Origin of the sequence: Paenibacillus chibensis, from assembly GCF_004001045.1 — a bacterium.
In the GTDB taxonomy this organism is placed as follows: domain Bacteria; phylum Bacillota; class Bacilli; order Paenibacillales; family Paenibacillaceae; genus Paenibacillus_AQ; species Paenibacillus_AQ chibensis.
The window spans coordinates 1-22,350 of the sequence record NZ_BIMK01000037.1; the positions used below are offsets into that span (position 1 = coordinate 1).

Below are 22,350 nucleotides of genomic sequence, written 5' to 3' on the forward strand. Positions count from 1 at the left end.
TTGCTATGTAGGTGCATCACGGATTAAAAATGATGCGTTTATTATTATAGCGCATTTCCGTAAAATTTCAAAGGGAAATTTCAAAAATGAATCATCCCAAGAAGCGAAGGGTAATATGATAACACCAACCATCCATGTAAAGGAGCTTGTGCCATGCGTCAATTATTGTCGGCCTTATCCTATTTCAGCATATTTTTCGCGCCGTTTCTTTTTCCGTTGATCGTCTGGATCGCAACGCAGGACAGGTATATAGCGATGCACTCCAAACGCGCTTTGGTTTCGCATATAGTCCCTTTTGCTGCCGCCATTCCCCTGCTGATCCTCACCTTCGGCGCCGATAACCCCGGGTCGGTATTCGGTTACATCGTATTATTCATCATTATCTACTTCGGAACGTTTATTTACAATATTGTCAAAGGCATTCAGGTTTTGCGCGAATATGCCTAATCCATAAAAATAAATTCCTTCCATTATATGTTACCAATATCCGCAATATCGCATCGTTCGTAATAATAACCCTCCGGGCTTCCCGGAGGGTTATTCGTTTCAGGGGTTACTTGTTGCCAAAACGTCTCGGGCTTTGCGGAACAGCCATATTTCTGTCGTTTTTGCTCAGGACCTCTTCAGCAAATTCAGTCTGGTGGGCATACTTGTTGCCTTTCGTCTTTTTGTACGGAATCGCCACTTTCGCTCACCCCCCTAAAGGATAGTATGGGAAGCACGAAGCGAGGTTATGAACCGAAAATTTTGGCTTGGTTTACAGGGACAAACGAAACCGGTAAACGTTAAACCAAGTGCTTTTTGAATGACAGCATCCCGCTGTTTGTGACAAGTTCCTCCGGAACACTTCACGGTCGGACAGACATTTTATGCCCAGCTTCGGCATATAACTGTATCACTTGACAAAGAAATTTGGCAAAACTCCCCAAGCGGGGTGGATAGTAGTGGATAAAGACAAAGAAAGGATGAGCCGTCATGTGCGGAATAACCGGTTTTGTTCAGTGGAGCGGCGATTTGACGCAGCATTCCCAAACTCTCGTAAAAATGACGGAAACCTTGACCCCAAGGGGTCCGGATGCTTATGGAACCTGGATATCGGGTCCATGCGCCTTCGGCCATCGGAGGCTGAGCGTCATCGATCCGGAAAACGGGGCGCAGCCCATGCTTGTATACGATGATGAGGATTTATACACCATAGTATATAACGGGGAATTGTATAACGCGGCAGAGCTCAAAAGGGAGCTGCTGAAAAGAGGCCACCACTTCCGGACGAATTGCGATACGGAAGTTCTTTTGGTCTCCTACATCGAGTGGGGCCCAGCCTGCATCGACAAATTCAACGGCATTTTTGCCTTCGCCATCTGGGACAGCGTGCGGGAGCAGGTCTTTATGGCAAGGGATCGGCTTGGCGTGAAGCCGTTTTTCTACAGTCTTCTCGGCGGCACGCTGATTTTCGGCTCCGAGCCCAAAGCATTGCTACAGCATCCCAAGGTTGAACCCGTCGTTGGTGCGGAAGGGCTGGCCGAAGTCTTCATCATCGGGCCGGCGCGCACGCCTGGCCAAGGCGTTTACCGCGATATCAAGGAGCTCCGCGCTGGGCATGCCATGATATTCAGCCGCAGCGGTTTAAAATCGTATGCCTACTGGAAGCTCGACAGCCATCAGCATGAGGATGACACCGAAGCGACGGCAGCGCAACTGCAGGAGCTGCTTCGGGATACATTGGAGCGCCAGCTCGTATCCGACGTTCCGGTATGTACGCTGCTGTCCGGCGGACTCGATTCAAGCGCCCTGACGGCACTTGCCGTCCAGTATTATCAAAGAACCGGCCAAGGGCAAATCGACACCTATTCGGTTGATTACGTCGGCAACGACAAGCATTTCCAATCCCACAGCTTCCAGCCCGGTGCCGACGGCCCCTGGATTCAGCGGATGGTCGAGGAGCTGGGGACGAATCACCATTACATTGAATTCGACACCCCGGAGCTGATCGAATCGCTGAACTATTCCACCCTGACGCGAGATCTGCCCGGCATGGCCGACGTGGACGGCTCGTTGTACCTGTTTTGCCGGGAAATCAAAAAAGGCGCCACCGTCGCCGTCTCCGGCGAAGCAGCCGATGAAATTTTCGGCGGGTATCCGTGGTTTCACCGCGATGAAATGCTGAATTCCGGCACCTTCCCCTGGGCCGTAGCCTCCGAGATGCGTGCAAGCTTGCTGTCGCCTGAAATTCGGGAATGGACGCGGCCGATCGACTACCTGGGCGACCGTTACGCCGACGCTGTGCGGGAAGTACCGAAGCTGCGGGGCGAAACAGGCAAACAGGCCCAAATGCGCGTCATGTCTTATTTGAATATCACGCGCTTCATGCCGACGCTGCTTGACCGCAAAGACCGCATGAGCATGGGGGTCGGTCTGGAGGTTCGCGTACCTTATTGTGACCATCGCCTCGTGCAGTATGTATGGAATATCCCTTGGGAGATGAAAATGACCGGCGGCCGCGAAAAAGGCATTTTGCGCAAAGCGCTGGAAGGCGTGCTGCCTGACGACGTGCTCTACCGCAAAAAAAGCCCTTACCCGAAAACCCACAATCCCGATTTTCTTGCCAGCGTCAAACAGCAGATGATGGAGGTTCTGGATGACCCGTCTTCCCCCATCCTGCCCCTGATCAATCAGGAAAAAATACGCGAAATCGCCGCTTCCCCGGAAGCTTCCTCGAACCTGCCCTGGTTCGGCCAGCTGATGTCCGGTCCGCAGCTGTTTGCTTACCTGGCCCAGGTGAACCATTGGTTGAAAACCTATCATGTTACCATCAAATAACGCTTGTCCTCGGACGCTAGAAAGCCCGTTTCCTCAGAAACGGGCTTCCCTTTTTCACTGCAAGCGCCTTGATGTCATCCGATTACGCCTTTGGACAAAATCAGGTTTCCGTACAAAGCCTTCTCGCCTGTAGCGACGACCGCATAAGCCTTTTTGGCGCGCTCATAAAATTCAAAACGCTCGATCTCCGCGAACTCGATGCCCGCTTCAGATTTGTCCACCAGACTGCGGTACACCTCCCATATGGGTGTCTCCACCGGATCGCCCGGGACGACCTGCATCAGCATCACCGGATGCGTAAGGTACCGGTTCAGCGGAAACAGCTCCAGCGTCGCCTCCAGCAGCTCCGGGATGCCGTGGCCGTCGGCGCGCACCAGGCGCTGAGCCATCGAAACGGCAGGAAAATTCGCATCCGCAAATACAATCTCATCCCCGTGTCCCATTTCACACAATATCTTCAGCAGCTCCGGAGACAATAAGGGGGAAATCCCTTTTAGCATGTTGAAACCTCCTCATCAGCAAGCGCATTCATCCTCTATACATTACGACATGAACCGAAGCAATCCTTCCCGGCAACCCGTGAAAAATACCGTTCCCCCTTCCCCCTATCGCTCCCCGCAAGCGTTTATACCATCTATTCCGACGCATCGGCGGACCTGGCAGCTTCAAGCTTGATGCAGACGCCTGTATTTCAGCGGCGGCATTCCCGTGAGTTCTTTAAAGGTACGGCCGAAATGAGTGAGGCTTTCAAAGCCGACCCGCTCCGCGACATCCGCGACTTTATCGCTGGTGCCGATCAGAAGTGCTTTCGCTTCCTTGATGCGTACATTGTTCAAGTATTCGGTAAAGGTAAACCCGGTGCTTTTGCGGAACGTTTTGCAAAAATGGGACGGGCTGATATAAAAGCGTTTGGAAATCCCTTCGATCGTAAGCCGTTCCGCATAATGGCGGTTCATGTAATCGACGATTTCGAACGTTTTTTTGTGTATGGTGCCGATTGAGGTTTGCTCCGGGGCTTGCGCGGAAGACATTTTGCGGCGGATGAACAGCAGCAGCTGGAACAGGAGTGTTTGCAGGCAGGCTTCATAGCCTTCGGGCATGTGTGTAAATTCATGGATCATGTGCTCCAGATGCCTTTCGACGTAGCCCTGCTCCTGTCCCGTCAATTTTACGAATGGACGTCCTTCGTTAAAGCTGGACATCACGTCAAAGGATTGGCCTTCCGGAAACAGACCCTCCAGAAATTCCTTTTTGAATTCCAGCGTGATTCTCTCAAAAGTGGCGCCGCTGGCATTCACCAGCTTATGGATTTCGTTCATGCCGATGATGAACAGCGCTCCGCTGACGGCCTGATAAGCCTGGTCCCCAATGAAATAACAAATATCGCCGGAAACCAGATAAAAGATCTCATATCCGTCATGATAATGGTGCATCGGCATGCTGGATTGGTATTTATGTCCCTTGTCTACGTAGAACATGGAAGCTTCATAGAAATTGCTCTCCATCCCTGTTGAGCCCCCTGCATCTAAAGAAATATAAGAATAAGATATGTAGAAAATAACCTATAAACAACGCAATATGTAATGATTATGATCTTATCATGCGGTATGGTGGGGAGCAAGATAGAAAAACCTAAGGTTTGGAGGCTTTCCTCATGACATTCGATCTGCATACGCATCACAACCGCTGCGGGCATGCCCACGGCTCGATTCGCGACTATATTGAAGCAGCTGTAGACAAAGGCCTGTTTTACATCGGAATTTCGGATCATACCCCCTTGTTTGCGGAAAAAGACGATCATCCCTCTCCGGAAGCCTGTATGGCCAAAAGCGAATTTCCCGCCTATATCAAAGAGGTGCTCGCGCTCAAAAAAGAATATGAGGGGCGAATTGACGTGCTTCTCGGCATAGAAGCCGATTTTCTTCCGGATTGCCTGCATACCTACGAGCGGATATTTAAATCCTATCCCTTCGATTACGTCATTGGATCCGTTCATGGATTTGCCGGAATCAGCCTGTACGATACCCTTTATTGGGAGCAGCTTTCGCCTGAAGGAAGACGCGAACTCAAGGAAAGCTACTACGATTACATCGCCAGGTCTGCGGCATCGGGCCTCTACGATGTGTTGGGACATGTGGATGCACTGAACCGCTACTTCCCCGGCTATTCCAAGCTGCGGACCGAAGCCGCGGATCACACGCTGAAGACGATCGCGGCGCATAATATCGCCATTGAAGTCAATTCCTCGGACGAACTCTGGGTACCTGACGGATGGGTGCTGGAGCGCGCGCTCCATTACGGCGTCAGCGTCACCTTCGGCTCCGATGCGCACGAGCCAGCCCGCGTCGGGGAATACGCTGACGATATTCGCAAACATCTGATCGACATCGGTTACCGGGAATGGGCCGTCTTCAAAAACCGTGAACGCATCCTGCTTCCGCTGTAGGAGTCAAATAAAATCATTGCCAAAAAAAAAGAACACCCCCGGCCGCGAATGCTGACGAGGGTGTTCTTGGCTTAGTTCAAGCCTACCGGTTCAATCCAAAATTCAAAGCTCATATCCTGATCCGCCGGCAGGCGGTACTCCTCATGGACGGGTGCTCCCCAGCTGTCATCGCCGCCAACGCCCATTTGCCGCCCGGCTACGGTCACCACCGTATAATGAACCGGCGGAAGCTCGAAGCGGTGCCGCGCATGCTCCAGCTCGAAGGCAGTGTACGGCGATATCCGGCATTCCAATGGCGCATGGGCCGGAGCCTTCACCGAAATCCCCGCCTCTCCCCGGTCGAGGATGCTTACGCTTCTGACACCGGTCCGGTTTCCGGACTCCTGCGGAACAAGATAACCTGCGTCGCTGTCTTTCACTTCCGTCTCGAACAGGCAGAGTCTGGCTCCCGAGCAGCGATCGATGTAGTTCTCCTCCGGTCCCATGGCAAGCCATTTGAGCTTGCTGTAACTAGCGGGAAGCTTGAAGCAAAGCGCAAAAATCGGTATATCAGGCAGTCCTTCCACTCCCTTATATTCAGATCTGACGCGGATTCTTCCATCCGGGTACACCGAGTACGCTACGGACGCTCCTGCATCCGCATGAATGCTGAGTTTGTAGTTAAAGCGGACGGTCACCGCCGTGCCCTCTTCCCGAAGCTGAACATCGGTACACTTCGGTGCAAGGCTAGCCGCATACCAGCCGGCACCGTGGAAATCCATCCCCGTGCCGCGGTCATTATCCGTCGTCGCCCGCCAGAACAGCGGCTGCGGCGGATAAGAGATCAGTTCCCGTCCCCCGTAGCTTAGCGATACCAGCGTTCCGATCTGCTTCGAGAACAGAACTGAATAATCACGTCCATGAACGCCGATATTCACATCGCCCTGTACCACTTCGGGCGCAGGGCTGCTCGAGCCCGCTGTTTCAGATTCATTCCTGCTGCCAATCTCGAACACATGCTGTCCGAAAGCCGTTTCGTATCCCGCTTTTGCCCACAGGTTGTCTTTCTTCAGCTTCAGGGAAGCCTGAATACAGTATTCGCCGGCAGGAAGCTCTTCGGCCCCGGCAGTTCCTTCAAACTCTATCGGCAGCGTTTGACGGCACAGCGGCTCGATATGGACCGGTACCATGCTTCTTCCGATCGCTTGGCCTTCCCGATACAGAATGACCTCCAGCGAATAATCCGACGTATCCGCAAACAGCTGGTCGTTGACGACCGTAATGCACCCCTGTTCCGGGATCAGCTTGACGTTCTGATACAGGTATTTAACCTCCTGCATCTTCGGCGACCACTTGCGCTCCGCATAAACAATGCCGTTGCCGCAGAAGTTGTAATCCGTTGCGCGATCCCCGAAGTCCCCGCCATATGCGGGATAAGACTGGCCGTAAACGTCCTCCTTCAACAGCGCTTGATCGATGTAATCCCAAATAAAGCCACCCTGGTACATCGGATATTTTTCCTCAAGCTCCGTATATTTGTGCATGCCGCCGAGCGAATTGCCCATCGCGTGCATGTACTCACAGGTGATATATGGCTTGCCCGGATCGCTCTTCAGGTAAGCTTCTACCTCCGCGGGCTTGGCATACATCCGGCTCTCCATGTCGCTGGTGCCGTTGAATCTGCGATCATGAAAGACGCCTTCATAATGCACGAGCCTGCCGGGATCGGCTTTACGGAAATATTCCGACACCTGATAAATGACTTCGCCGCCGAACGATTCGTTGCCGCAGGACCAGATCAGAATCGAGGGGTGATTTTTGTCCCGCTCCAGCATCGATACGGCCCGGTCCATGACGATCTCTTTCCACTCCGGACGATCTCCCGGAACAACCCATGACGGCTCTACTGCGCCCATTTTCTGCCAGGATCCGTGGCTCTCGAGATTCATCTCGTCGATCACGTACATGCCGTATTTGTCGCATAGCTCATACCACAGACTTTGATTCGGATAGTGCGAGGTCCGCACCGCATTGATGTTGTTCTCCTTCATCGTCTTGATATCGTAGAGCATGTCTTCCTTCGTCACGGCCCGTCCGCGCTGGCAGTTCCATTCATGCCGGTTGACGCCCTTGAAGACGATCCGTTTGCCGTTCAGGTGCATGATGCGGTCCTTCATTTCGAAGGTGCGGAACCCGACCGTCTGCGGCACGGACTCTACAACCGCATTCGAGCTGTCATAAATTGTGATCAGCAGCGTGTAGAGCGCGGGAATTTCCGCGCTCCACAGCCGGGCCCCTTTAACCGGCAGCTCCAGCGTCAAACGCAGCTCCGGCCCGCCGTCTGCCGCCGGTGTCAGGCTCGTTCTTCCCGCCACCTTGCCATCCGGGTCCAGCAGGACGGCTTCGGCATATCCCAAGCCCTCCCCCTGCACGCAGACATCCGCCTTCAAAACCCCATCTTGATAAGCCCCGTCCAGCTCCGTGCGGACAAACAGATCGCGTACATGCAGCTTCGGCACGGTATATAAATAAACATCCCGGAATATGCCGGAGAAACGCCAGAAATCCTGGTCCTCAATCCAGCTGCCTGTGCTGCGCTGGTATACCTCGACCGCCAGCTTATTGCTTCCATCCTTCACAAAAGGAGTCAGATCAAACTCCGACGGCGTAAAGCTGTCCTCGCTGTATCCCACGAACTGTCCGTTCAGCCACACATAAAAGGCTGATTCTACGCCTTGAAACGATATATAGACCGGCTGCTCCGCAAAAGACGCGGGAAGCTCGAACTCCTTCACGTAACTGCCGACCGGATTGGTTTTTCGCGGCAGCTGCGGCGGACGAAGCTCCTCATGCCCGTCCCAAGGATACATGGTGTTGACATACTGCGGCTTCCCGAAGCCCTGCAGCTGGATATGCCCCGGCACCTGGATGCTGTCCCAGCCGGCACAGCTTCGCTCCGGCAGGTAGAAGTCCGCAGGCCGGCTGTCCGGATGGTTCGAATACGCGAATTTCCAGGCTCCGTTCAGCGAGGAGCGAAGGTTCATTGCTCCTTGTTCGCGTGCTTCGCCTTCCGTGCGGTAGTAGCGGTGATCCGAATGCGCCGGCAGACGGTTCACCGCAAAGACGGCGGGATCGCCAAGCCAATCCAGACTCGGTTGTTTGATGTTCATGTGTTTCCTCCCCTTCAAAAGCGTCTCTCTCGTACTGAATGTATTATTTAACGGATCCCATCATGCCTGCGACGAAATGCTTTTGCATCAGGAAAAATACAAGCGCGGTCGGCAGCGTGGCGATCACGATCGCCAGCATGATGATCCCGTAATCCGGCGCATAACCCGAGCCGAGATTCGAAATCAGCAGCGGAATGGTTTTCTGCTGCGGCGACTGCAGCACGATCAACGGCCAGAGGTAATTGTTCCAGCTGGACATGAACGTGATGATCCCTGCGGCTGCATAAGTCGTCTTCATCGTCGGCATAAAGATGCGGAAGAAAATTCCGACTTCGCTTAAACCGTCAATTCGTCCCGCTTCGATCATCTCTTTCGGGAACATTTTCGTGCTCTGCCGGAAAAAGAAAATCAAAAACGCCGTCGTTACCGTCGGCAGCATCACGGCCGCCTTGGAATCGATGCCAATCAGGGGAGCCGAGTTGGACATATCCGCGAACATCCGGTACAGCGGAACCATCAGCGCCGCGAAAGGAATCATCATGGACAGCAGCAGCACGTTAAAGACTGCGTCCTTCAGCTTGCTGCGGAATATTTCAAACCCGTATCCGGCCAAAGAGGCGATCACGATGGCCAGCACCGTCGTGATGATCGAAATGACGGCGGAATTCCACAAAGCCCTCCCCAGATCCGTCGTATCCAGCAGGTTTTTGAAATTTTCGAGCAGATGACTGCCCGGCAGCAGCCGGCCTTTGGTGACATCCACCGATTTATTGGTCGCGCTGACCACCATCCACAGAAAAGGGAAAATGGAGATGATCGAGGCGACAGTCAGGAACACATACGTAAACATACGCTTCGTTTGTCTCATTTCCGTTCACCTGCCACTCTGAATTGGATCAACGACAGCACCACGATGATAAGGACGATGGAATAGGAGACGGTTGCCGCATATCCGAAGTCCGCCGTATATTTGAAGGACAGATTATAGATGTACTGCGAAATGGAGAGCGTCGAGTTCCCCGGTCCGCCTTTCGTAATATTAAGCACCTCGTCAAACAGCTGAAGCGTACCGATCGTCGACGTAATCGATGTGAACAGAATGATCGGCTTCAGCATCGGGATGGTAATGCGGAAAAACTGTTTCACCGACGATGCCCCGTCGATGCGCGCTGCTTCATAAATCGAGCTGTCGATATTTTGGAGCGCGGACAGGTAAAAAATCATATTGTATCCGGTCCAGCGCCATGTGATGGCGATAATGATCGTGATCTTCGCCCAGAACGGATCGGTGATCCATTCGATCGGCGCATGGATGATGGACAATTTCATCAGCATGGTGTTCACCAATCCGCCGCTGCCGAACAAATATTTGAACACGACGGAATAGGCGACGAGCGAGGTCACGCATGGCAGAAAGATTGCCGTACGGAAAAAGCCGCGGAATTTCAAATGGCTGTCGTTCAGCAGCACCGAAATGAACAAGGCCAGAATGATCATGATCGGTACCTGCACGATCAGGTAGATGAACGTGTTCTTGAGCGCCGTGAAAAAGGTTTTGTCCGTCAGCAGCCGCTCATAGTTGGACCAGCCGGTATAAGAAAGATTGACGCCGCGGCCTGTTTTGAAAGATAAGAGTAACGCCTGGATCATCGGATAGAAATAAAAGCCCGCGATCATGAGTACCGCGATAATGATAAAGCTCCAGCCCGTGAGGGTGCTTTTCGTCCGGATGCTGAGGCCGCCCCGCCGCTCCGTTTTTAACATGGTCATAATCCCCTTTCGGTCAAAAATATAACCCCGGACGCTTCGGCTGTCTTGCGACTACGAAAAGCGCGCCAGGGTTACACCGGGTAGCTATGAAACAAGCGGACAGCCGTTTATTTGATTTGCGCTTCGGCCTGGGATTGCGCGTCGCTAAGCACTTGATCCAAGCTCTTGCCATTCAGGTAATTTTGCATTTCAACCACGAGGATGTCCTCGATCGCATACGTGGATGTGCCGTAGTTCACTTTCGGAATTTCCGCCGTCCACTTGGCAAAATCGCTTACGGTATGCTGTCCGCCGAAGAAATCGTCCGGCTGCGTATACGCTTCGCCCTTAGCGGCTTCCTTGAGCGTGCCGATGGCACCGACTTTCGTCAGCAGCGTCTGATACATATCCGCATTGGAGCCAAAGGTTTCGGCCAGGAAATCCGCCGCCGTGTCGGAGCCCGGAATGTTCATGACGTACCAGGAGCTGCCGCCCAGGTTCGTTGCATGCACCGAGTTCGGCGTGGCAGGAAGCTTCGGCATCGGCAGGATCGCCCACTTGCCCGCTTGGGACGCTTCCGCTTTGACCGATGGCGTAATCCAGTTCCCGGTTGGAACGGTCGCCACATCACCGTTGTTGATGGAAGCGATAAACTGGCTCCAGTCCGCGTTAACTTTGACGATGTTGGCCTCCATGAGTTCTTTGTACAGGCTGAAGGCTTCCTTGAGGGCTGCATTGTCCTTCAGATCCGGTGTCGTGCCATCGCTCTTCAAATACCAGGAGCCGGCAGACTGGATCATCATCCGCAAAATCCCGAGATCGTTCGGATCGAGCGAAATCATATTTTTGCCCGTCTTTTCTTTCACTTTTTTGCCGAGCTCGATATACTGCTTCCAGTCCATATTCTGAAGATCTTCCAGCTTATAGCCTGCCTGCTCGATGTAATCCTTGCGCACGTAGAGTCCGGCGACGCCGGTATCGAACGGTACGCCGTACTGCTTGCCGTTGTAGCTGGTCGGACCGATTTTATATTCCGCAAAGTCGTCCGCCTTGATTTTGCCGCTCAGGTCGGTGAAGGAATCCGGATAAGCCTGCAGGAAGCCCTGCGCCCGGTAGTCCTCGATCAGAACGACGTTCGGCAGTCCTTTGGTCGTACCGGAGTTCAGTCCCGTGTTCAGCTTTTGGATAATATCCGCCTGCGCGAATTCCACGATGTTGACCTTAACGTCCGGATGCTTTGCATTGTAAGCCTCTTTGGCAATGTCGAGTGCCGCAATGTTGAATTTCGGATCCCATGCCCAGATCGTAATTTCTTTGGATTGGGAGTCCCCGCCGCCGGACGCCGCTTGTTCCTTGTCTTTGCCGCCCGAGGAGCAGGCCGCTAGCAGAACCATGCAGGTCAGCAACAACACCATTACCTTTTTCATCGTTTCAGCCCCTTTTATTGTTCAATCTCTTCCCTTCAGGCGGTTCGCACAGCGTTTGCAAACGCTTCCGCCCGGGTCTGAAATCAGTGTAGCACCGGGCCGGCAGGCATCGTTAGAATTTACTTTGCATAGATTTGTCATTTTATCGCATTCATGTATGCGCTTTCTGAAAGCGCTTGTTATTTCTTTGGATTCTGGTATTTTGTTTAGATGCCGCGGTTCCCGGCCATGCTCAAGACGGCTGCTGCTCCATCGCTTCGATTAACGGCAGGGTGATCTTTACCCTCGTTCCTTCCCCTTTTTCGCTCGTGATGGTGACGCCGTAATCCTCGCCGTACAAAAGCCGGATGCGGTCATGAACGTTGGCTACGCCGATGCCGGAAAACAGCTGGCGCGATTGTTTCCGGTTCCGTTTATCCTTGGCCTGCTCCAGCTGCAGCATATCCATGCCGTCCCCGTTATCGACCACCTCACAAATCAACTGCCGTGCATCGCATGAAATCAGTACGTGGATGAAGCCCTCTTCCTTCTCGTTAAAAGCATGGAAAAAAGCATTTTCGATAAAAGGCTGGATCATCAGCTTCGGAACCTGATATCGGCCGCAGCCGGGCGTTACGAAATAACTCACGCGGATGCGTTCGCCGTACCGGACATGGTTGATGAGCACATAATGCCTCATATTGACCAGCTCCTGGTCGACGGTGATTGTCTCGCTGACGTTGCTGATCGTATTCTGCAAAAGCGAAATGAGCGCATGAATCGTATCTACCGCCTTATCCTTGCTGTCCTGCTGAACCAAAAATTTAACGGAGGCCAGCGTGTTGTATAAAAAATGCGGGTTGATCTGCTGCTGCAGGGCCGCAAGCTCCGCCTTGCGCTGCTCCTGCTGGGTATGGACCAAACGCGCGACGTAATCATTCACTTCATCCAGCATGTAGTTATAGGCTTCGCCGAGCTGGCGGATCTCATATCCGCCGCTGACATTCACGTAGTTATGAAAATTCCGGCTCGTCACCTTGGACATTTGCCGAGATAAGAGCGTCAGCGAGCGGGTCATTTTGCGGGAGATCAAAAAGACGATGACAAGCGCAACCAGCACGATGACCAGCACCAGCAGAACGATCGATTTGGTGTTCACCATTTGCCCGAGCACCTGCTGCTGATCGATCATATTGACGAGATAAAAGTTATAAGAGGGCAGATATTGCGCAAGCATCAGCTCGTCCTTACCCATCAGCCTCACCTTTTTGACATGCAGGCCCTGCTCCTGGATCTCTTGGGCATAGGACAGTAACTGCGCATTTTCCGTTCCGATCAGCGAGGAATGATTGCTGGACATAACCGTCCCGGAGCCGTCAATAATGACAACATCATTGCCTTCGCTCGTAAAGCTGCTGTAAAAGGGCTTAAAATCATTCTCGTCAATGGTGATGTACAGCATCCCGTATTCCTGACCCGTCGTCGTTTCCTGCAGCACTTTGGTCGCGACAATGACAGGCTTCGATCCGTCCTCGCCCGCCCCCTCATACAGATGATACATGAGCTTCCCCGGACTGGCCTCGGCTTCCTTCGTCAAGGAATTGGCATACAATTCGCGGGCGTTCGGCTTCGTCAAATAAGAATTGCCCGAATAATTGCGGCCGTTCTTCCCCACGATCGCGATGCCTGCCGAATAAGCATCCACCGTCGACTGAATCTTGCGCATCTGCTGCGTCATGCCGTAATAAGCATTCATTTCAGGAATCGCCCGGTCCGAGCCCTGCTCGGTCAGGAAGGTTTTGAGCGTGCCGCTCTGCTGGGCTGTAATGGCGGCAAGCACGTTGGAATAATGGAAGGACTCGAAATTGCTTTTCACCTGATTCATGACTTTGGAATTGGTAATGCTGAAGGTTTCCAGAAACAGCTGCTCGGTCATGCGCAGGTTCGTCCAAGCCACCGACACCGCAATCGCGATGATGCTGATAAACATGACGGCGAACATTTTAATAAACAACCCATGAAATTTGAGGCGCTCGAAAAAGGCTTTCATCGTTCCCCCCGCTCTCCTATGCCTGGTGTTGTCTGCGGTATCCGGTTGGCGACAATCCCATGTTTTTTTTGAATACCTTGCAAAAATAACTATGGTCCCCGTATCCGACCAGGCTGCCGATTTCCGATATCGGCGTTTCGCTGTAGCGCAGCAAATCCGCCGCCTGGTTGATGCGAACACGGTTCAAATGCTCCTTGAAGCCTTCATGATGATGAGCAGCGAAAAAGCTGGACAGATACGACGGATTGAAATGAAAATGGGCGGCCATCCCGGTCAGGGTGATCGGCTCCATGTAATGCTGATCAATGTAGTCCAGCAGCAGCTTCATGCTCGGGTTCGGGGAGGCAGCTGACGGGTTCGCCTGAACCTGCTCCGTCACCTGTGCCTGGAATTGCCGGACCACCAGCCGAAGCTCAGAAAGATGCCGCGCTTCGTCAATCGCCTTGAAGTAGCTGTATTTCGCTTCATCCAGCGGCTTCATGTCATAATTCATGCTGCCGAGCAAATGAATGACGTTAAAGACAATGTTGCCGATAAACGATTTGAATTCGAATACATCGGCCGTATAAGCGTGTTGATGCTGATCCATGTGAGCCTCCAACTCATGGAAAGCTTCCTCAAGCTCCAGCCTCCGCACCTGTTCCATAAACGGCTGCAGCAAAAAAGACGGAGCGGATGAGCTAGATGGAAGAATGTCAAACGCCAACGAAATGTCTTTAGGCAGGAAGAAACGATACTGCAGCAGCTTGAGGAACGACTTCTCATAAATGCCGCGCATTCTTCCCGGCGAATCGAACGAGCTGCTCAGCATCCACGCAATACGGTCCTGGCTTTGGGACGCCGGGCACAGCAATGTCAGCTTCTCCGGCAGCTGGTCCCGGTCTTCGCGGCTTATGTTCAGTAAAAACAGCGTCATGCCGGGGCGTCCAGAAACCGCATGACCTTCGAGTCTTACGGCTTTCATTCCCGGCAAAAGCGCCTTCAAGGAATCTAACAGCGGATGCTCTTCCCCTGACCCACCATCCGGGGATTCCATACCAAGCAGGTAAAAATACGGTTTGGGAAACCACTCCTGAACCCATGCCGAATCGACATCCGCATCGTAACGGGAAAGCAGCTTTTCCACCGCTTGATGAACGGGAACAGGATAATTCCCGTTTATGACGGCGCCCGAGAGCGAGGGTATCCTCTCCGCCGTCTTGCGGAGTACCTGAAGCAGCTTTTCCGTATCCAGATGGGGCTTTAATATATAGTCCGAAACGCCGCTTTGAAACGTCGAGCGTACATAATCGAATTCGCTGAAGCTGCTGAGCACGATGATTTCGATCTCCGGCCACTGCTGCTTGATCAGACGCGTCAGCTCTTCCCCGTCCATGACCGGCATCACGATATCGGTCAGCACGATATGCGGCTTCAGTTCCCGGATCAGCGTCATGGCCTCTTTGCCGTTGCCCGCTTCCCCCACGATCTGAAACCCGTCTTGCTCCCAGTTCAATACATGCTTGATGCCCTGCCGCACCAGCAGCTCATCGTCGACGACGAGAACCTTGCATAATTCCCTCATGCGTTCTCCCCCTTCCGAAAACATGTTCTTTATTATAGGACAATCCACCTTCCGGAGTCTAGAAAGCGTTTTACTTATTCAAATCATGGATGATAGTACCCGGGAAAACAAAATCCGTACGCCTACCAGACGTTAAAGCCTGAAAGAACGTACGGACTTTGAGAAAAGCGCTTCGTTTACAGTCGAACATCCGCCACTACCGGATAATGATCCGAGGGCATTTGGCCTTGGCTGTGATCGGGTATCGATCCATAGCTCAGCACGTGAACCTGGCCCGTGACGAAAATAAAATCGATCGGGCTTTCAAACTCGATTTCATGCTTCGCCTGCCGCTCCAGAAAAGCCGGAAACGACCGCGCCGCCACCTCCCTGGAGTCGAAGCCCTGAAACGTGAACGCCGGGCCGAAATGCTTGTAGTCCGCCTCCAGGCTGGCATCACGCAGCAGCGCGAAGCCCTTCTCGTCTGCTTGGGTAAGCACCCGGTAAGGCACGGAATCCGAGGTCACGTTAAAATCGCCGGTGAGCACGGCGGGAATGCCCGCAGCTATAGCCTTGATCCGCTCGCGGATCAAATAGGCGCTCTGCTCCACGGCTACTCGTCCGATATGATCAAAATGCGTATTAAAGTGCAGGAAGGTCTTTCCCGTGAAGGCATCCTCGAACTCGCCCCAGGTCACGACGCGCCGGCAGCCGCCATCCCAACCGGGCATGCCCGGTTCCTCCGGAAGCTCCGACAGCCAGAACGTCTGCTCACGAAGCAGCTTCAGCCTGCTCTTGCGGTAAAAGATGCAGGAAAACTCCCCGTCCCGCTTCCCGTCATCCCTTCCCACGCCGATCCAGCTGTACTCGGGGAGCAGCCGCTGCAAATCCTCCAGCTGGTTGTACAGTACCTCCTGCATTCCAACCAGATCCGGGCGGTGGAAACGGATCATGCCGGCGACCAGCTCCTTGCGGCTGAGCCAGCCATTGTCACCTTCCATATCATAGGCATTTTTAATGTTATAGGACATGCAGCGCAGCGCCACATCCGGGTACTCTGCCAACGTTCCTCACTCCATTTCTTAAATTATAGCTACATACCAATATGCCTCATCATACCAAAAAACAGCAGGCGGTTGAGCCTTTTCAACAAAAAAAGCGCCAGCAGCCCGTCATTGCGGGGCCGCTAACGCTTTGGATCAATTGGAGTTATCTTCCGGCTGCTTGAGCATGCGAATCAAGCTGCGCAGCGCTGCGCCGCGGTGGCTGATCGCCTGTTTCTCTTCCATCGAAATTTCCGCCATCGTCTTCTTATAGTCCGGCAGGTAAAAGAGCGGATCGTATCCGAAGCCGCCGCAGCCGGCCGGCTCGTCCGTGATCCAGCCGTCCACCGCGCCGCTTGCTTCCATGTGCGAGCCTGTGGCCGGATTGTACAGCACCAGCGAGCAGACAAAGCGTGCGGCACTGAGAAACGGCTGTTCCGTGTCTTCGCCCAGCTTTTTGTCTTCCAGCATGCGCAGCAGCTTCTCGTTATTCTCCTGGTCCGTGGCATGTTCTCCGGCAAAACGCGCCGAGTAGACCCCCGGACGGCCGTCGAGCTCATCCACGCACAGCCCCGAATCATCCGCCAGAACCGGCAGGCCAAGCGCATCGCCGACCGTTTTGGCCTTTTTCAGCGCATTCTCGGCGAAAGTAACGCCGTCCTCCACCACGTCAGGCAGCTCCGGATAATCGAACATGCTCTTCACCTGTTTGCCCAGCTGGGCAAAGGCATGCTCGAACTCCTTGACCTTCCCCTGGTTTCGAGTCGCTACTATAATCAAGTCGCTATCCAGTATCATGCCTTAAACCTCTCTTCCCGTTTGGCCGGAGCCAATCATGAGGGCGATCGGTCCAAGCAGTTCCTTCTGCTTCTCGATCAGCTGTCCGATACCTTTTTCCCCGAGCTCCAGCAGCTGATTCAGCTCCGCGCGGGTAAAAGGGCTTTCCTCGCCGGTTCCCTGCAGCTCGACGAACTCGCCGCTGCCGGTCATCACCAGATTCATGTCGACCTTGGCGCTCGAGTCCTCCTCATAATTCAGGTCGAGCATCGGCTCGCCGTTCACCACGCCTACGCTGACCGAAGCCAGGTAATCCGTGATCGGAAATACCGGCAGCTTATGCTGCTGCGCGATTTTGTTCACGGCGATGGCAAGCGCGACGAAAGAACCTGTAATCGAGGTTGTACGCGTGCCGCCGTCTGCCTGAATAACATCGCAATCCAGCGTAATCGTGCGCTCGCCAAGCGCACGCAAATCCACGACGGAGCGCAGTGCTCTGCCGATCAGGCGCTGAATCTCCATCGTCCGGCCGCTGAGCTTGCCGCGCGCACTCTCCCGTTGATTACGGGATTGTGTTGCCCGCGGCAGCATGGAATATTCCGCCGTCACCCAGCCTTTTCCCTGTCCCTTCAAAAAAGGAGGCACCTTCTCGTCTATCGTCGCCGTGCATATGACCTTGGTGTCTCCCATTTCTATAAACACGGAGCCTTCCGCATACTTGTTCACGTTAACTGTCAAATTCATCGGCCTGAGCTGATCGCTGCTGCGTCCGTTTGATCTCATCTTGTCTGCCTCCTACATTTACGCATCCTGTTGTATCGATTGGAATCCTGTTTGTTTGCCACATTTTATATGTCGACTCTTATTTTAACAAAGTGTGGATGCAAAAGCATCCTACAGAGGCGGTTTAGAGCGGAATCTGATTAATGTAATCCGGTCTGGACACCGGCTTGCTGTAGTCCTGGTTGTCTTGACCCATCACTTTCGACTCGCCGTTCATATCAATTTTGACCTTGGCGTTCCCGGCATTTTCGGAGATGGAGAGCACGACGGACTGCAGCAGCTCATTCGGGACCGGCTCATCCTTCTCGAACATGTCGTCTTGGAGCGAAACCGTCACCGTGCCGTCTTTAGCGGTTTTAACCGACTCCACCTTCGTGCCGTCCGTCATCACCTGCTCCAGCCCGTCACCCTGCTGCGGCCCATGGATCAGCTCCTGCAGAGCGGTATACAGCTTGTTATTCCCCGGTGTAACCAGGCGGGTCACCGGCACGTAATACGAGACGCCGTCTTCGGACAAGGTGGAGAAGTAGACCGTGACCGGCGTAGAGTTCGTCAACGCGACCCCTTCGCCTTTTTGCAGATTGATGCCCAAGCTGCGGGTCAGCGGCTGGTTCAGCGGCGTTCCCTGGAGCGGCATTTCCGTCAAGGCCTTCCCCTCAACCATCAGCTGTACCTTATCCACCCCGGTGAAGCCGGTTAAGGTCCACGTAACGGCTTCGAGTATTTTGCGTTCATCCGGCGCGTTATATTGGTTGAAGGCGCTGTTAAAGTCCACAATCGCCAGCTTCTGGTCTTTATCTACCGTAAGCTTGTTCACCATCGTTCCTTTCGGCAGCACGCCCGTGAAGCCTTTTGGCACATATTTAGCATAGCTTCCGCCTGTCACCAAGGCCATCAGCGCCTGCTTCATGCTGTCAGTATTTTTGTCTTCCGGAATGCCCAGGGACACTGGAGCAAGCAGCCCCTTCTCATTTTTCAGGAAGGACGTCGTTTTCGGACCGGTCTGCGCGGCCGTTTTGGTCGTTGTGGTCGTCTGTGCGCCGCCATCCGTCATGTTCAGCATTTGCTGCTCCACCTCGGCCGGCGGCTTATCGATATCCATGGAAGACTGCGAACCGAACAAACTGCAGCCGGACAGCATAACGGGAACAGCGAGCAATCCGGCAGCGGAAATGCCGCGAATTTTACCTTTTTTCATATGCATGGTTCCTCCTAATCATTTTGTACAGATTGTACTACCATGTATACGAGCCCTCTTCGCAAAAAATAACAGCCGGTCCCATAAAAATTAGCGTAACCGGAAAAGCTGATGACGTAAGGGAAATGGCCGGGACTGCATGCCGGAGTTGGGTGAAACTGGACAACCGCATGAGAGAAACGTACAATCTTACTACCACGAAGAAAACGGGGGGATATCGATGAGTGATCCGAAGGACGAAAAAATTCCATACAGCCTGAACAGTCAAAAGGTAGCTTCCGCAACGCGGGAATGGATGCATAAAAGAGGCGTAAAGCTGGAGGAAATCGCCGAGCTCGTGATGCTCCTTCAGAAAAAATATTATCCCGATTTAACGATGGCCGAGTGTCTCGACAACGTGGAAAAGGTGCTCGGCAAACGCGAAGTGCAAAATGCCGTGCTGACGGGCATTCAGCTCGATGTGCTGGCCGAAGAAGGCAAGCTGCTCTCACCCTTGCAGGAAATGCTGGAGAACGATGAAAGCTTGTACGGCGTGGATGAAATTCTCGCTTTCTCCATCGTGAACGTCTATGGCAGCATCGGCTTCACGAACTACGGTTACGTGGACAAGCTAAAGCCGGGCGTCCTCGAACGATTGAATGACAAGACGACCGGCGAGACGCATACGTTTCTTGACGATATCGTCGGGGCCATCGCGGCCGCGGCCAGCAGCCGAATCGCCCACCGCAAGCAGGCCGAGCGCGAGCAGCAGCTTGAAGGCGGCGAGCTGGATCCGCCGGAGGATTGAACACGAAACATGCCAACAGGGGACAGCTTTGAACAAGCTGTCCCTTGTTGGCATGTGAATTATTGCATCTTGAATCGGATGACTCCATCCTCATATTCGCGTGAGATGATCCGTCCTCTTCGCTCCAGCTCCCGCGTATGCGCGAGCGTCTCGCACATGGCAAAGCGCATCTGATGAATGCCCAGCTTGCTGCTGAACAGCGCGGTGCAAAGCTCGAAGCCTGTGGCAGGCGCAGGATCAAGCAGCTGCTCGATCTTCACCAGCCGCTCCTCATGATGGAGAAGCAGCGCCTCGATCCGCTCCCCGAAATGCTGAAAAGGATTGCGGTGACCGGGATATGCGGTGCCGGCCTCCAGATTTTTCAGCTTCAGCAGCCCTTGCAAAAAGGATTGCAGCGGCTCCGGATCGCTACCCGGCATCAGGCTGACATTCGGGGAGATCTGCGGCAGCACGGCATCACCGCACAGGATATCCCCGCTCTCCTCATCATAAAAGGATACATGTCCCGGGGCATGTCCCGCCGTTTCGACCGGCAGCCACCCTCTTCCGCCCATGACAAACCGCTGTCCTTCCGGTATCCAGGCGACATCCGGACGCGGCGTAATTTGCGGTACAAAACTGTTCATATGTACTTCGAGCTGGCTTGTCCAGGCTTCCGGCATCCCGTTCCTCTGGAACAGCTCCGGGAGATCCGTGTTCATCGTAGACGTTGCTCCCCACATCCGCTCTGCTTCCTGAAAGGAGCGCTTCGACATCCATACCTTGCAGCCAGCCTGCTGCTGAATCCAGCCTGCGCAGCCCAGATGGTCCGGATGATGATGCGTCAGCACAACGTTCTTGACGTCCCTGAAGGAGATGCCAAGCTCATGCATCGCCTTTTTCCATTCTTCCTCGTTCTCCGGGGTATGCGGTCCCGGATCGATGATCGTATATCCATCCGGCTCCCGCAGGATATAGCTGTTCACCCAGCGCAGCGGATAGGACATCGATATTTTTACTTGAGTGATTCCACGGCGATGTTCTGTTATTTCCGGCATGTTCACGTTATTTAACCTCTTTTCACATCTTGCGTCCTGCGCGTTATGGGCGATGACCCACGAATATCATTCGTTCGGAGGTATCCTCGTTGTAGCTCTCGTCCTCATCGTATCCTCCATAGACTTCGTCCACAGCAAGCCCCGAATCTGCAAGCATCCGCTTCATTTGCTCCAGCGTGTACAGCTTGACCCGTTCATGATATTGGCGTTCCTCGCCATCCCCACCCAGCGGACGGATGATGATGTCTTTTTTAACAAAATGCTCCTCGATGATGCGCTTCTCTATAATTCGCTGGCCATCTGCTTCGCGTTCGGACTCCGGTACCAAATGAGCCCGGACATGGGGCGAATTCATGAAATCGATAATAAAACGGCCGCCCGGCTTCAGCATGCGCGTGATTTCCCGCAGCACCTTCCGCTGCTCCTCATCCTCCCGGAAATAACCGAAAGACGTAAAAAGATTAAGCACGGCATCGTAATGCCCTTTCAGCTGAATTTCGCGCATATCGGCCTGAACCCATGTCACCCGCTGCTTCGCATCAAGCTTTCGCGCCTCCCGCAGCAGCACGCCGGACAGGTCTACGCCGGTTACGCGGTAACCGCTGTCTGCCAGCGCCAGCGAATGGCGGCCTGTGCCGCAGCATAAATCAAGTACCCGGGCATGCTCCGGCAGGTCCAGCCAGGAAATCATTTTGCGGACCTCGCGCACGGCACCTGCCGCATCCCGGTGTTTATATACAAGCAAATAGTCTTCTCCAAAACTTTTTTCGTACCAGTCTTTGACCATGATGTCCTCCTGAATAAGTTGGCTTCGCTGTAATATACATACCGTAAAATACTTTAGCCTGAACCATATTCTGCCCATCAACGATCCAAAGCACTTCAATTCTTTGCTTAATAATCCTGAATCAATATGGAATAAAGATAGGAGTCCACGAATCCTCCCTTATTGGAAAGAAGATGCTCGCGCAGATGCCCCTCCTTCTGCATGCCAAGCTTCTGCATCACGCGTTCGGAGCCCTTGTTGCCAGGCCGGCAGGTCGCGTATATCCGGTGCAACCCAAGCTGCCTGAAGCCTAGCTCGAGCATGGCAGCCGCACTTTCGGAGGCGTAGCCTTTGCCCCAATAATCCGGGTGGAAGCAGTAGCCCACTTCTCCGTTATAGCCGTTCTTATGGATACCGACGCCGCCGATCATCTCGCCGCTTTCTTTTAACGTCGCCGCAAATTCGTACCCTGTGCGCGGCTCTTGCCGCTGCATCTCCAGCATGGCATCGATATGCGCCTTCGTCTCTTCCGGGGAGTTAGGGCCCCACAGCGTATATGTCGTTACCCGCGGATTTGAAGCATAGCGATGCACGCTTTCCAAATCGTCTGCCCGATACTCGCGAAGGATAAGTCTTTCCGTCTCTATGATCATATTGCCCCTCCCTTTTTTACGGAACTCCAGCTTCCAGATTAATGCATGATCGCTTCCTTGCCAAGGAAATATCCGCTGTTATATTCGGTTATTTATGATGAATGTAACATACGGGTGAACCGAAGCGTTTTACATACTAAATG

Annotated in this window: 20 protein-coding genes; 4 read left to right on the plus strand and 16 right to left on the minus strand. The window is 53.5% G+C overall.

The window, feature by feature from the left end:
• Positions 1 to 153 precede the first annotated feature (153 nt).
• Positions 154 to 447 (plus strand): magnetosome magnetite crystal formation protein family, encoded by a 294-nt coding sequence (locus tag PCH05_RS22640; RefSeq protein ID WP_127606166.1) that lies wholly within the window; start codon positions 154 to 156, stop codon positions 445 to 447.
• A gap of 106 nt (positions 448 to 553) precedes the next feature.
• On the opposite strand, the gene PCH05_RS27955 is transcribed toward PCH05_RS22640, so the two are convergent.
• A complete protein-coding gene (locus tag PCH05_RS27955) occupies positions 554 to 685 on the minus strand; it encodes a hypothetical protein (protein ID WP_281278791.1) in 132 nt (43 codons plus the stop codon).
• A gap of 290 nt (positions 686 to 975) precedes the next feature.
• On the opposite strand from PCH05_RS27955, the gene asnB reads away from it, so the two are divergent.
• Positions 976 to 2,820 carry an asparagine synthase (glutamine-hydrolyzing) gene (asnB, locus tag PCH05_RS22645; RefSeq protein WP_127606168.1) on the plus strand — a complete coding sequence of 615 codons (1,845 nt, stop codon included), beginning with the start codon at positions 976 to 978 and terminating at the stop codon, positions 2,818 to 2,820.
• 74 nt (positions 2,821 to 2,894) lie between these two features.
• Here the strand turns inward: asnB and fucU are convergent, their stop codons facing one another.
• Both fucU and PCH05_RS22655 read right to left on the minus strand, forming a co-directional pair.
• Complete coding sequence (gene fucU, locus PCH05_RS22650; RefSeq protein WP_127606170.1) at positions 2,895 to 3,320, minus strand: L-fucose mutarotase; 426 nt, start codon at positions 3,318 to 3,320, stop codon at positions 2,895 to 2,897.
• 165 nt (positions 3,321 to 3,485) lie between these two features.
• Positions 3,486 to 4,325 carry a helix-turn-helix domain-containing protein gene (locus PCH05_RS22655; RefSeq protein WP_127606172.1) on the minus strand — a complete coding sequence of 280 codons (840 nt, stop codon included), beginning with the start codon at positions 4,323 to 4,325 and terminating at the stop codon, positions 3,486 to 3,488.
• 149 nt (positions 4,326 to 4,474) lie between these two features.
• On the opposite strand from PCH05_RS22655, the gene PCH05_RS22660 reads away from it, so the two are divergent.
• Entirely contained in the window at positions 4,475 to 5,266 is a 792-nt protein-coding gene (locus PCH05_RS22660) for a histidinol-phosphatase (RefSeq protein WP_127606174.1), read from the plus strand.
• A gap of 71 nt (positions 5,267 to 5,337) precedes the next feature.
• Here the strand turns inward: PCH05_RS22660 and lacZ are convergent, their stop codons facing one another.
• The 10 genes from lacZ to PCH05_RS22710 all read right to left on the minus strand — a co-directional run bounded on the left by lacZ (position 5,338) and on the right by PCH05_RS22710 (position 18,970).
• Positions 5,338 to 8,415 carry a beta-galactosidase, LacZ type gene (gene lacZ, locus PCH05_RS22665; RefSeq protein ID WP_127606176.1) on the minus strand — a complete coding sequence of 1,026 codons (3,078 nt, stop codon included), beginning with the start codon at positions 8,413 to 8,415 and terminating at the stop codon, positions 5,338 to 5,340.
• Positions 8,416 to 8,458: 43 nt separating this feature from the next.
• Positions 8,459 to 9,283, minus strand: coding sequence for a carbohydrate ABC transporter permease (locus tag PCH05_RS22670; RefSeq protein WP_127606178.1), 825 nt, complete (start codon positions 9,281 to 9,283; stop codon positions 8,459 to 8,461).
• Positions 9,280 to 10,179 carry a carbohydrate ABC transporter permease gene (locus PCH05_RS22675; protein ID WP_174806294.1) on the minus strand — a complete coding sequence of 300 codons (900 nt, stop codon included), beginning with the start codon at positions 10,177 to 10,179 and terminating at the stop codon, positions 9,280 to 9,282. Before PCH05_RS22675 ends, PCH05_RS22670 begins: the two co-directional genes overlap by 4 nt.
• Before the next feature lie 113 nt (positions 10,180 to 10,292).
• Complete coding sequence (locus PCH05_RS22680) at positions 10,293 to 11,591, minus strand: ABC transporter substrate-binding protein (protein ID WP_127606182.1); 1,299 nt, start codon at positions 11,589 to 11,591, stop codon at positions 10,293 to 10,295.
• 232 nt (positions 11,592 to 11,823) lie between these two features.
• Positions 11,824 to 13,620: a cache domain-containing sensor histidine kinase gene (locus PCH05_RS22685; RefSeq protein ID WP_127606184.1), complete on the minus strand. Its 1,797-nt coding sequence runs from the start codon at positions 13,618 to 13,620 to the stop codon at positions 11,824 to 11,826.
• Positions 13,621 to 13,636: 16 nt separating this feature from the next.
• The gene (locus PCH05_RS22690; protein ID WP_127606186.1) at positions 13,637 to 15,184 is read right to left on the minus strand and encodes a response regulator transcription factor; all 1,548 of its coding nucleotides are present in this window, start codon (positions 15,182 to 15,184) and stop codon (positions 13,637 to 13,639) included.
• A gap of 176 nt (positions 15,185 to 15,360) precedes the next feature.
• Positions 15,361 to 16,227 carry an endonuclease/exonuclease/phosphatase family protein gene (locus tag PCH05_RS22695; protein WP_246049909.1) on the minus strand — a complete coding sequence of 289 codons (867 nt, stop codon included), beginning with the start codon at positions 16,225 to 16,227 and terminating at the stop codon, positions 15,361 to 15,363.
• A gap of 135 nt (positions 16,228 to 16,362) precedes the next feature.
• Entirely contained in the window at positions 16,363 to 17,004 is a 642-nt protein-coding gene (locus PCH05_RS22700; RefSeq protein ID WP_127606188.1) for an XTP/dITP diphosphatase, read from the minus strand.
• 3 nt (positions 17,005 to 17,007) lie between these two features.
• Complete coding sequence (gene rph / locus PCH05_RS22705) at positions 17,008 to 17,766, minus strand: ribonuclease PH (protein ID WP_127606191.1); 759 nt, start codon at positions 17,764 to 17,766, stop codon at positions 17,008 to 17,010.
• Positions 17,767 to 17,890: 124 nt separating this feature from the next.
• Entirely contained in the window at positions 17,891 to 18,970 is a 1,080-nt protein-coding gene (locus PCH05_RS22710; protein WP_127606193.1) for a GerMN domain-containing protein, read from the minus strand.
• A gap of 214 nt (positions 18,971 to 19,184) precedes the next feature.
• Between PCH05_RS22710 and PCH05_RS22715 the strand changes: the two genes are divergently transcribed.
• Positions 19,185 to 19,751 carry a phosphatidylglycerophosphatase A family protein gene (locus PCH05_RS22715; RefSeq protein WP_127606195.1) on the plus strand — a complete coding sequence of 189 codons (567 nt, stop codon included), beginning with the start codon at positions 19,185 to 19,187 and terminating at the stop codon, positions 19,749 to 19,751.
• Positions 19,752 to 19,810: 59 nt separating this feature from the next.
• Here PCH05_RS22715 and PCH05_RS22720 read toward each other — a convergent pair whose 3' ends face one another.
• From PCH05_RS22720 to PCH05_RS22730, 3 genes are all read right to left on the minus strand, one after another.
• The gene (locus PCH05_RS22720; protein ID WP_127606197.1) at positions 19,811 to 20,794 is read right to left on the minus strand and encodes an MBL fold metallo-hydrolase; all 984 of its coding nucleotides are present in this window, start codon (positions 20,792 to 20,794) and stop codon (positions 19,811 to 19,813) included.
• Between the two features lie 37 nt (positions 20,795 to 20,831).
• Complete coding sequence (locus PCH05_RS22725; RefSeq protein ID WP_127606199.1) at positions 20,832 to 21,575, minus strand: class I SAM-dependent methyltransferase; 744 nt, start codon at positions 21,573 to 21,575, stop codon at positions 20,832 to 20,834.
• Between the two features lie 107 nt (positions 21,576 to 21,682).
• Positions 21,683 to 22,207, minus strand: coding sequence for a GNAT family N-acetyltransferase (locus PCH05_RS22730; RefSeq protein WP_127606201.1), 525 nt, complete (start codon positions 22,205 to 22,207; stop codon positions 21,683 to 21,685).
• Between the last annotated feature and the right edge of the window lie 143 nt (positions 22,208 to 22,350).

Bases quoted from the DNA above. Each gene is read 5' to 3' on its own strand.
- PCH05_RS22710 (WP_127606193.1), bottom strand. From the start codon at position 18,970: ATGCATATGAAAAAAGGTAAAATTCGCGGCATTTCCGCTGCCGGATTG.
- rph (WP_127606191.1), bottom strand. From the start codon at position 17,766: ATGAGATCAAACGGACGCAGCAGCGATCAGCTCAGGCCGATGAATTTG.
- PCH05_RS22670 (WP_127606178.1), bottom strand. From the start codon at position 9,283: ATGAGACAAACGAAGCGTATGTTTACGTATGTGTTCCTGACTGTCGCC.
- PCH05_RS22725 (WP_127606199.1), bottom strand. From the start codon at position 21,575: ATGGTCAAAGACTGGTACGAAAAAAGTTTTGGAGAAGACTATTTGCTT.
- PCH05_RS22640 (WP_127606166.1), top strand. From the start codon at position 154: ATGCGTCAATTATTGTCGGCCTTATCCTATTTCAGCATATTTTTCGCG.
- asnB (WP_127606168.1), top strand. From the start codon at position 976: ATGTGCGGAATAACCGGTTTTGTTCAGTGGAGCGGCGATTTGACGCAG.
- PCH05_RS22715 (WP_127606195.1), top strand. From the start codon at position 19,185: ATGAGTGATCCGAAGGACGAAAAAATTCCATACAGCCTGAACAGTCAA.
- fucU (WP_127606170.1), bottom strand. From the start codon at position 3,320: ATGCTAAAAGGGATTTCCCCCTTATTGTCTCCGGAGCTGCTGAAGATA.
- PCH05_RS22690 (WP_127606186.1), bottom strand. From the start codon at position 15,184: ATGAGGGAATTATGCAAGGTTCTCGTCGTCGACGATGAGCTGCTGGTG.
- PCH05_RS22700 (WP_127606188.1), bottom strand. From the start codon at position 17,004: ATGATACTGGATAGCGACTTGATTATAGTAGCGACTCGAAACCAGGGG.
- PCH05_RS22730 (WP_127606201.1), bottom strand. From the start codon at position 22,207: ATGATCATAGAGACGGAAAGACTTATCCTTCGCGAGTATCGGGCAGAC.
- PCH05_RS22660 (WP_127606174.1), top strand. From the start codon at position 4,475: ATGACATTCGATCTGCATACGCATCACAACCGCTGCGGGCATGCCCAC.
- PCH05_RS22685 (WP_127606184.1), bottom strand. From the start codon at position 13,620: ATGAAAGCCTTTTTCGAGCGCCTCAAATTTCATGGGTTGTTTATTAAA.
- PCH05_RS22655 (WP_127606172.1), bottom strand. From the start codon at position 4,325: ATGGAGAGCAATTTCTATGAAGCTTCCATGTTCTACGTAGACAAGGGA.
- PCH05_RS22675 (WP_174806294.1), bottom strand. From the start codon at position 10,179: ATGTTAAAAACGGAGCGGCGGGGCGGCCTCAGCATCCGGACGAAAAGC.
- PCH05_RS22680 (WP_127606182.1), bottom strand. From the start codon at position 11,591: ATGAAAAAGGTAATGGTGTTGTTGCTGACCTGCATGGTTCTGCTAGCG.
- lacZ (WP_127606176.1), bottom strand. From the start codon at position 8,415: ATGAACATCAAACAACCGAGTCTGGATTGGCTTGGCGATCCCGCCGTC.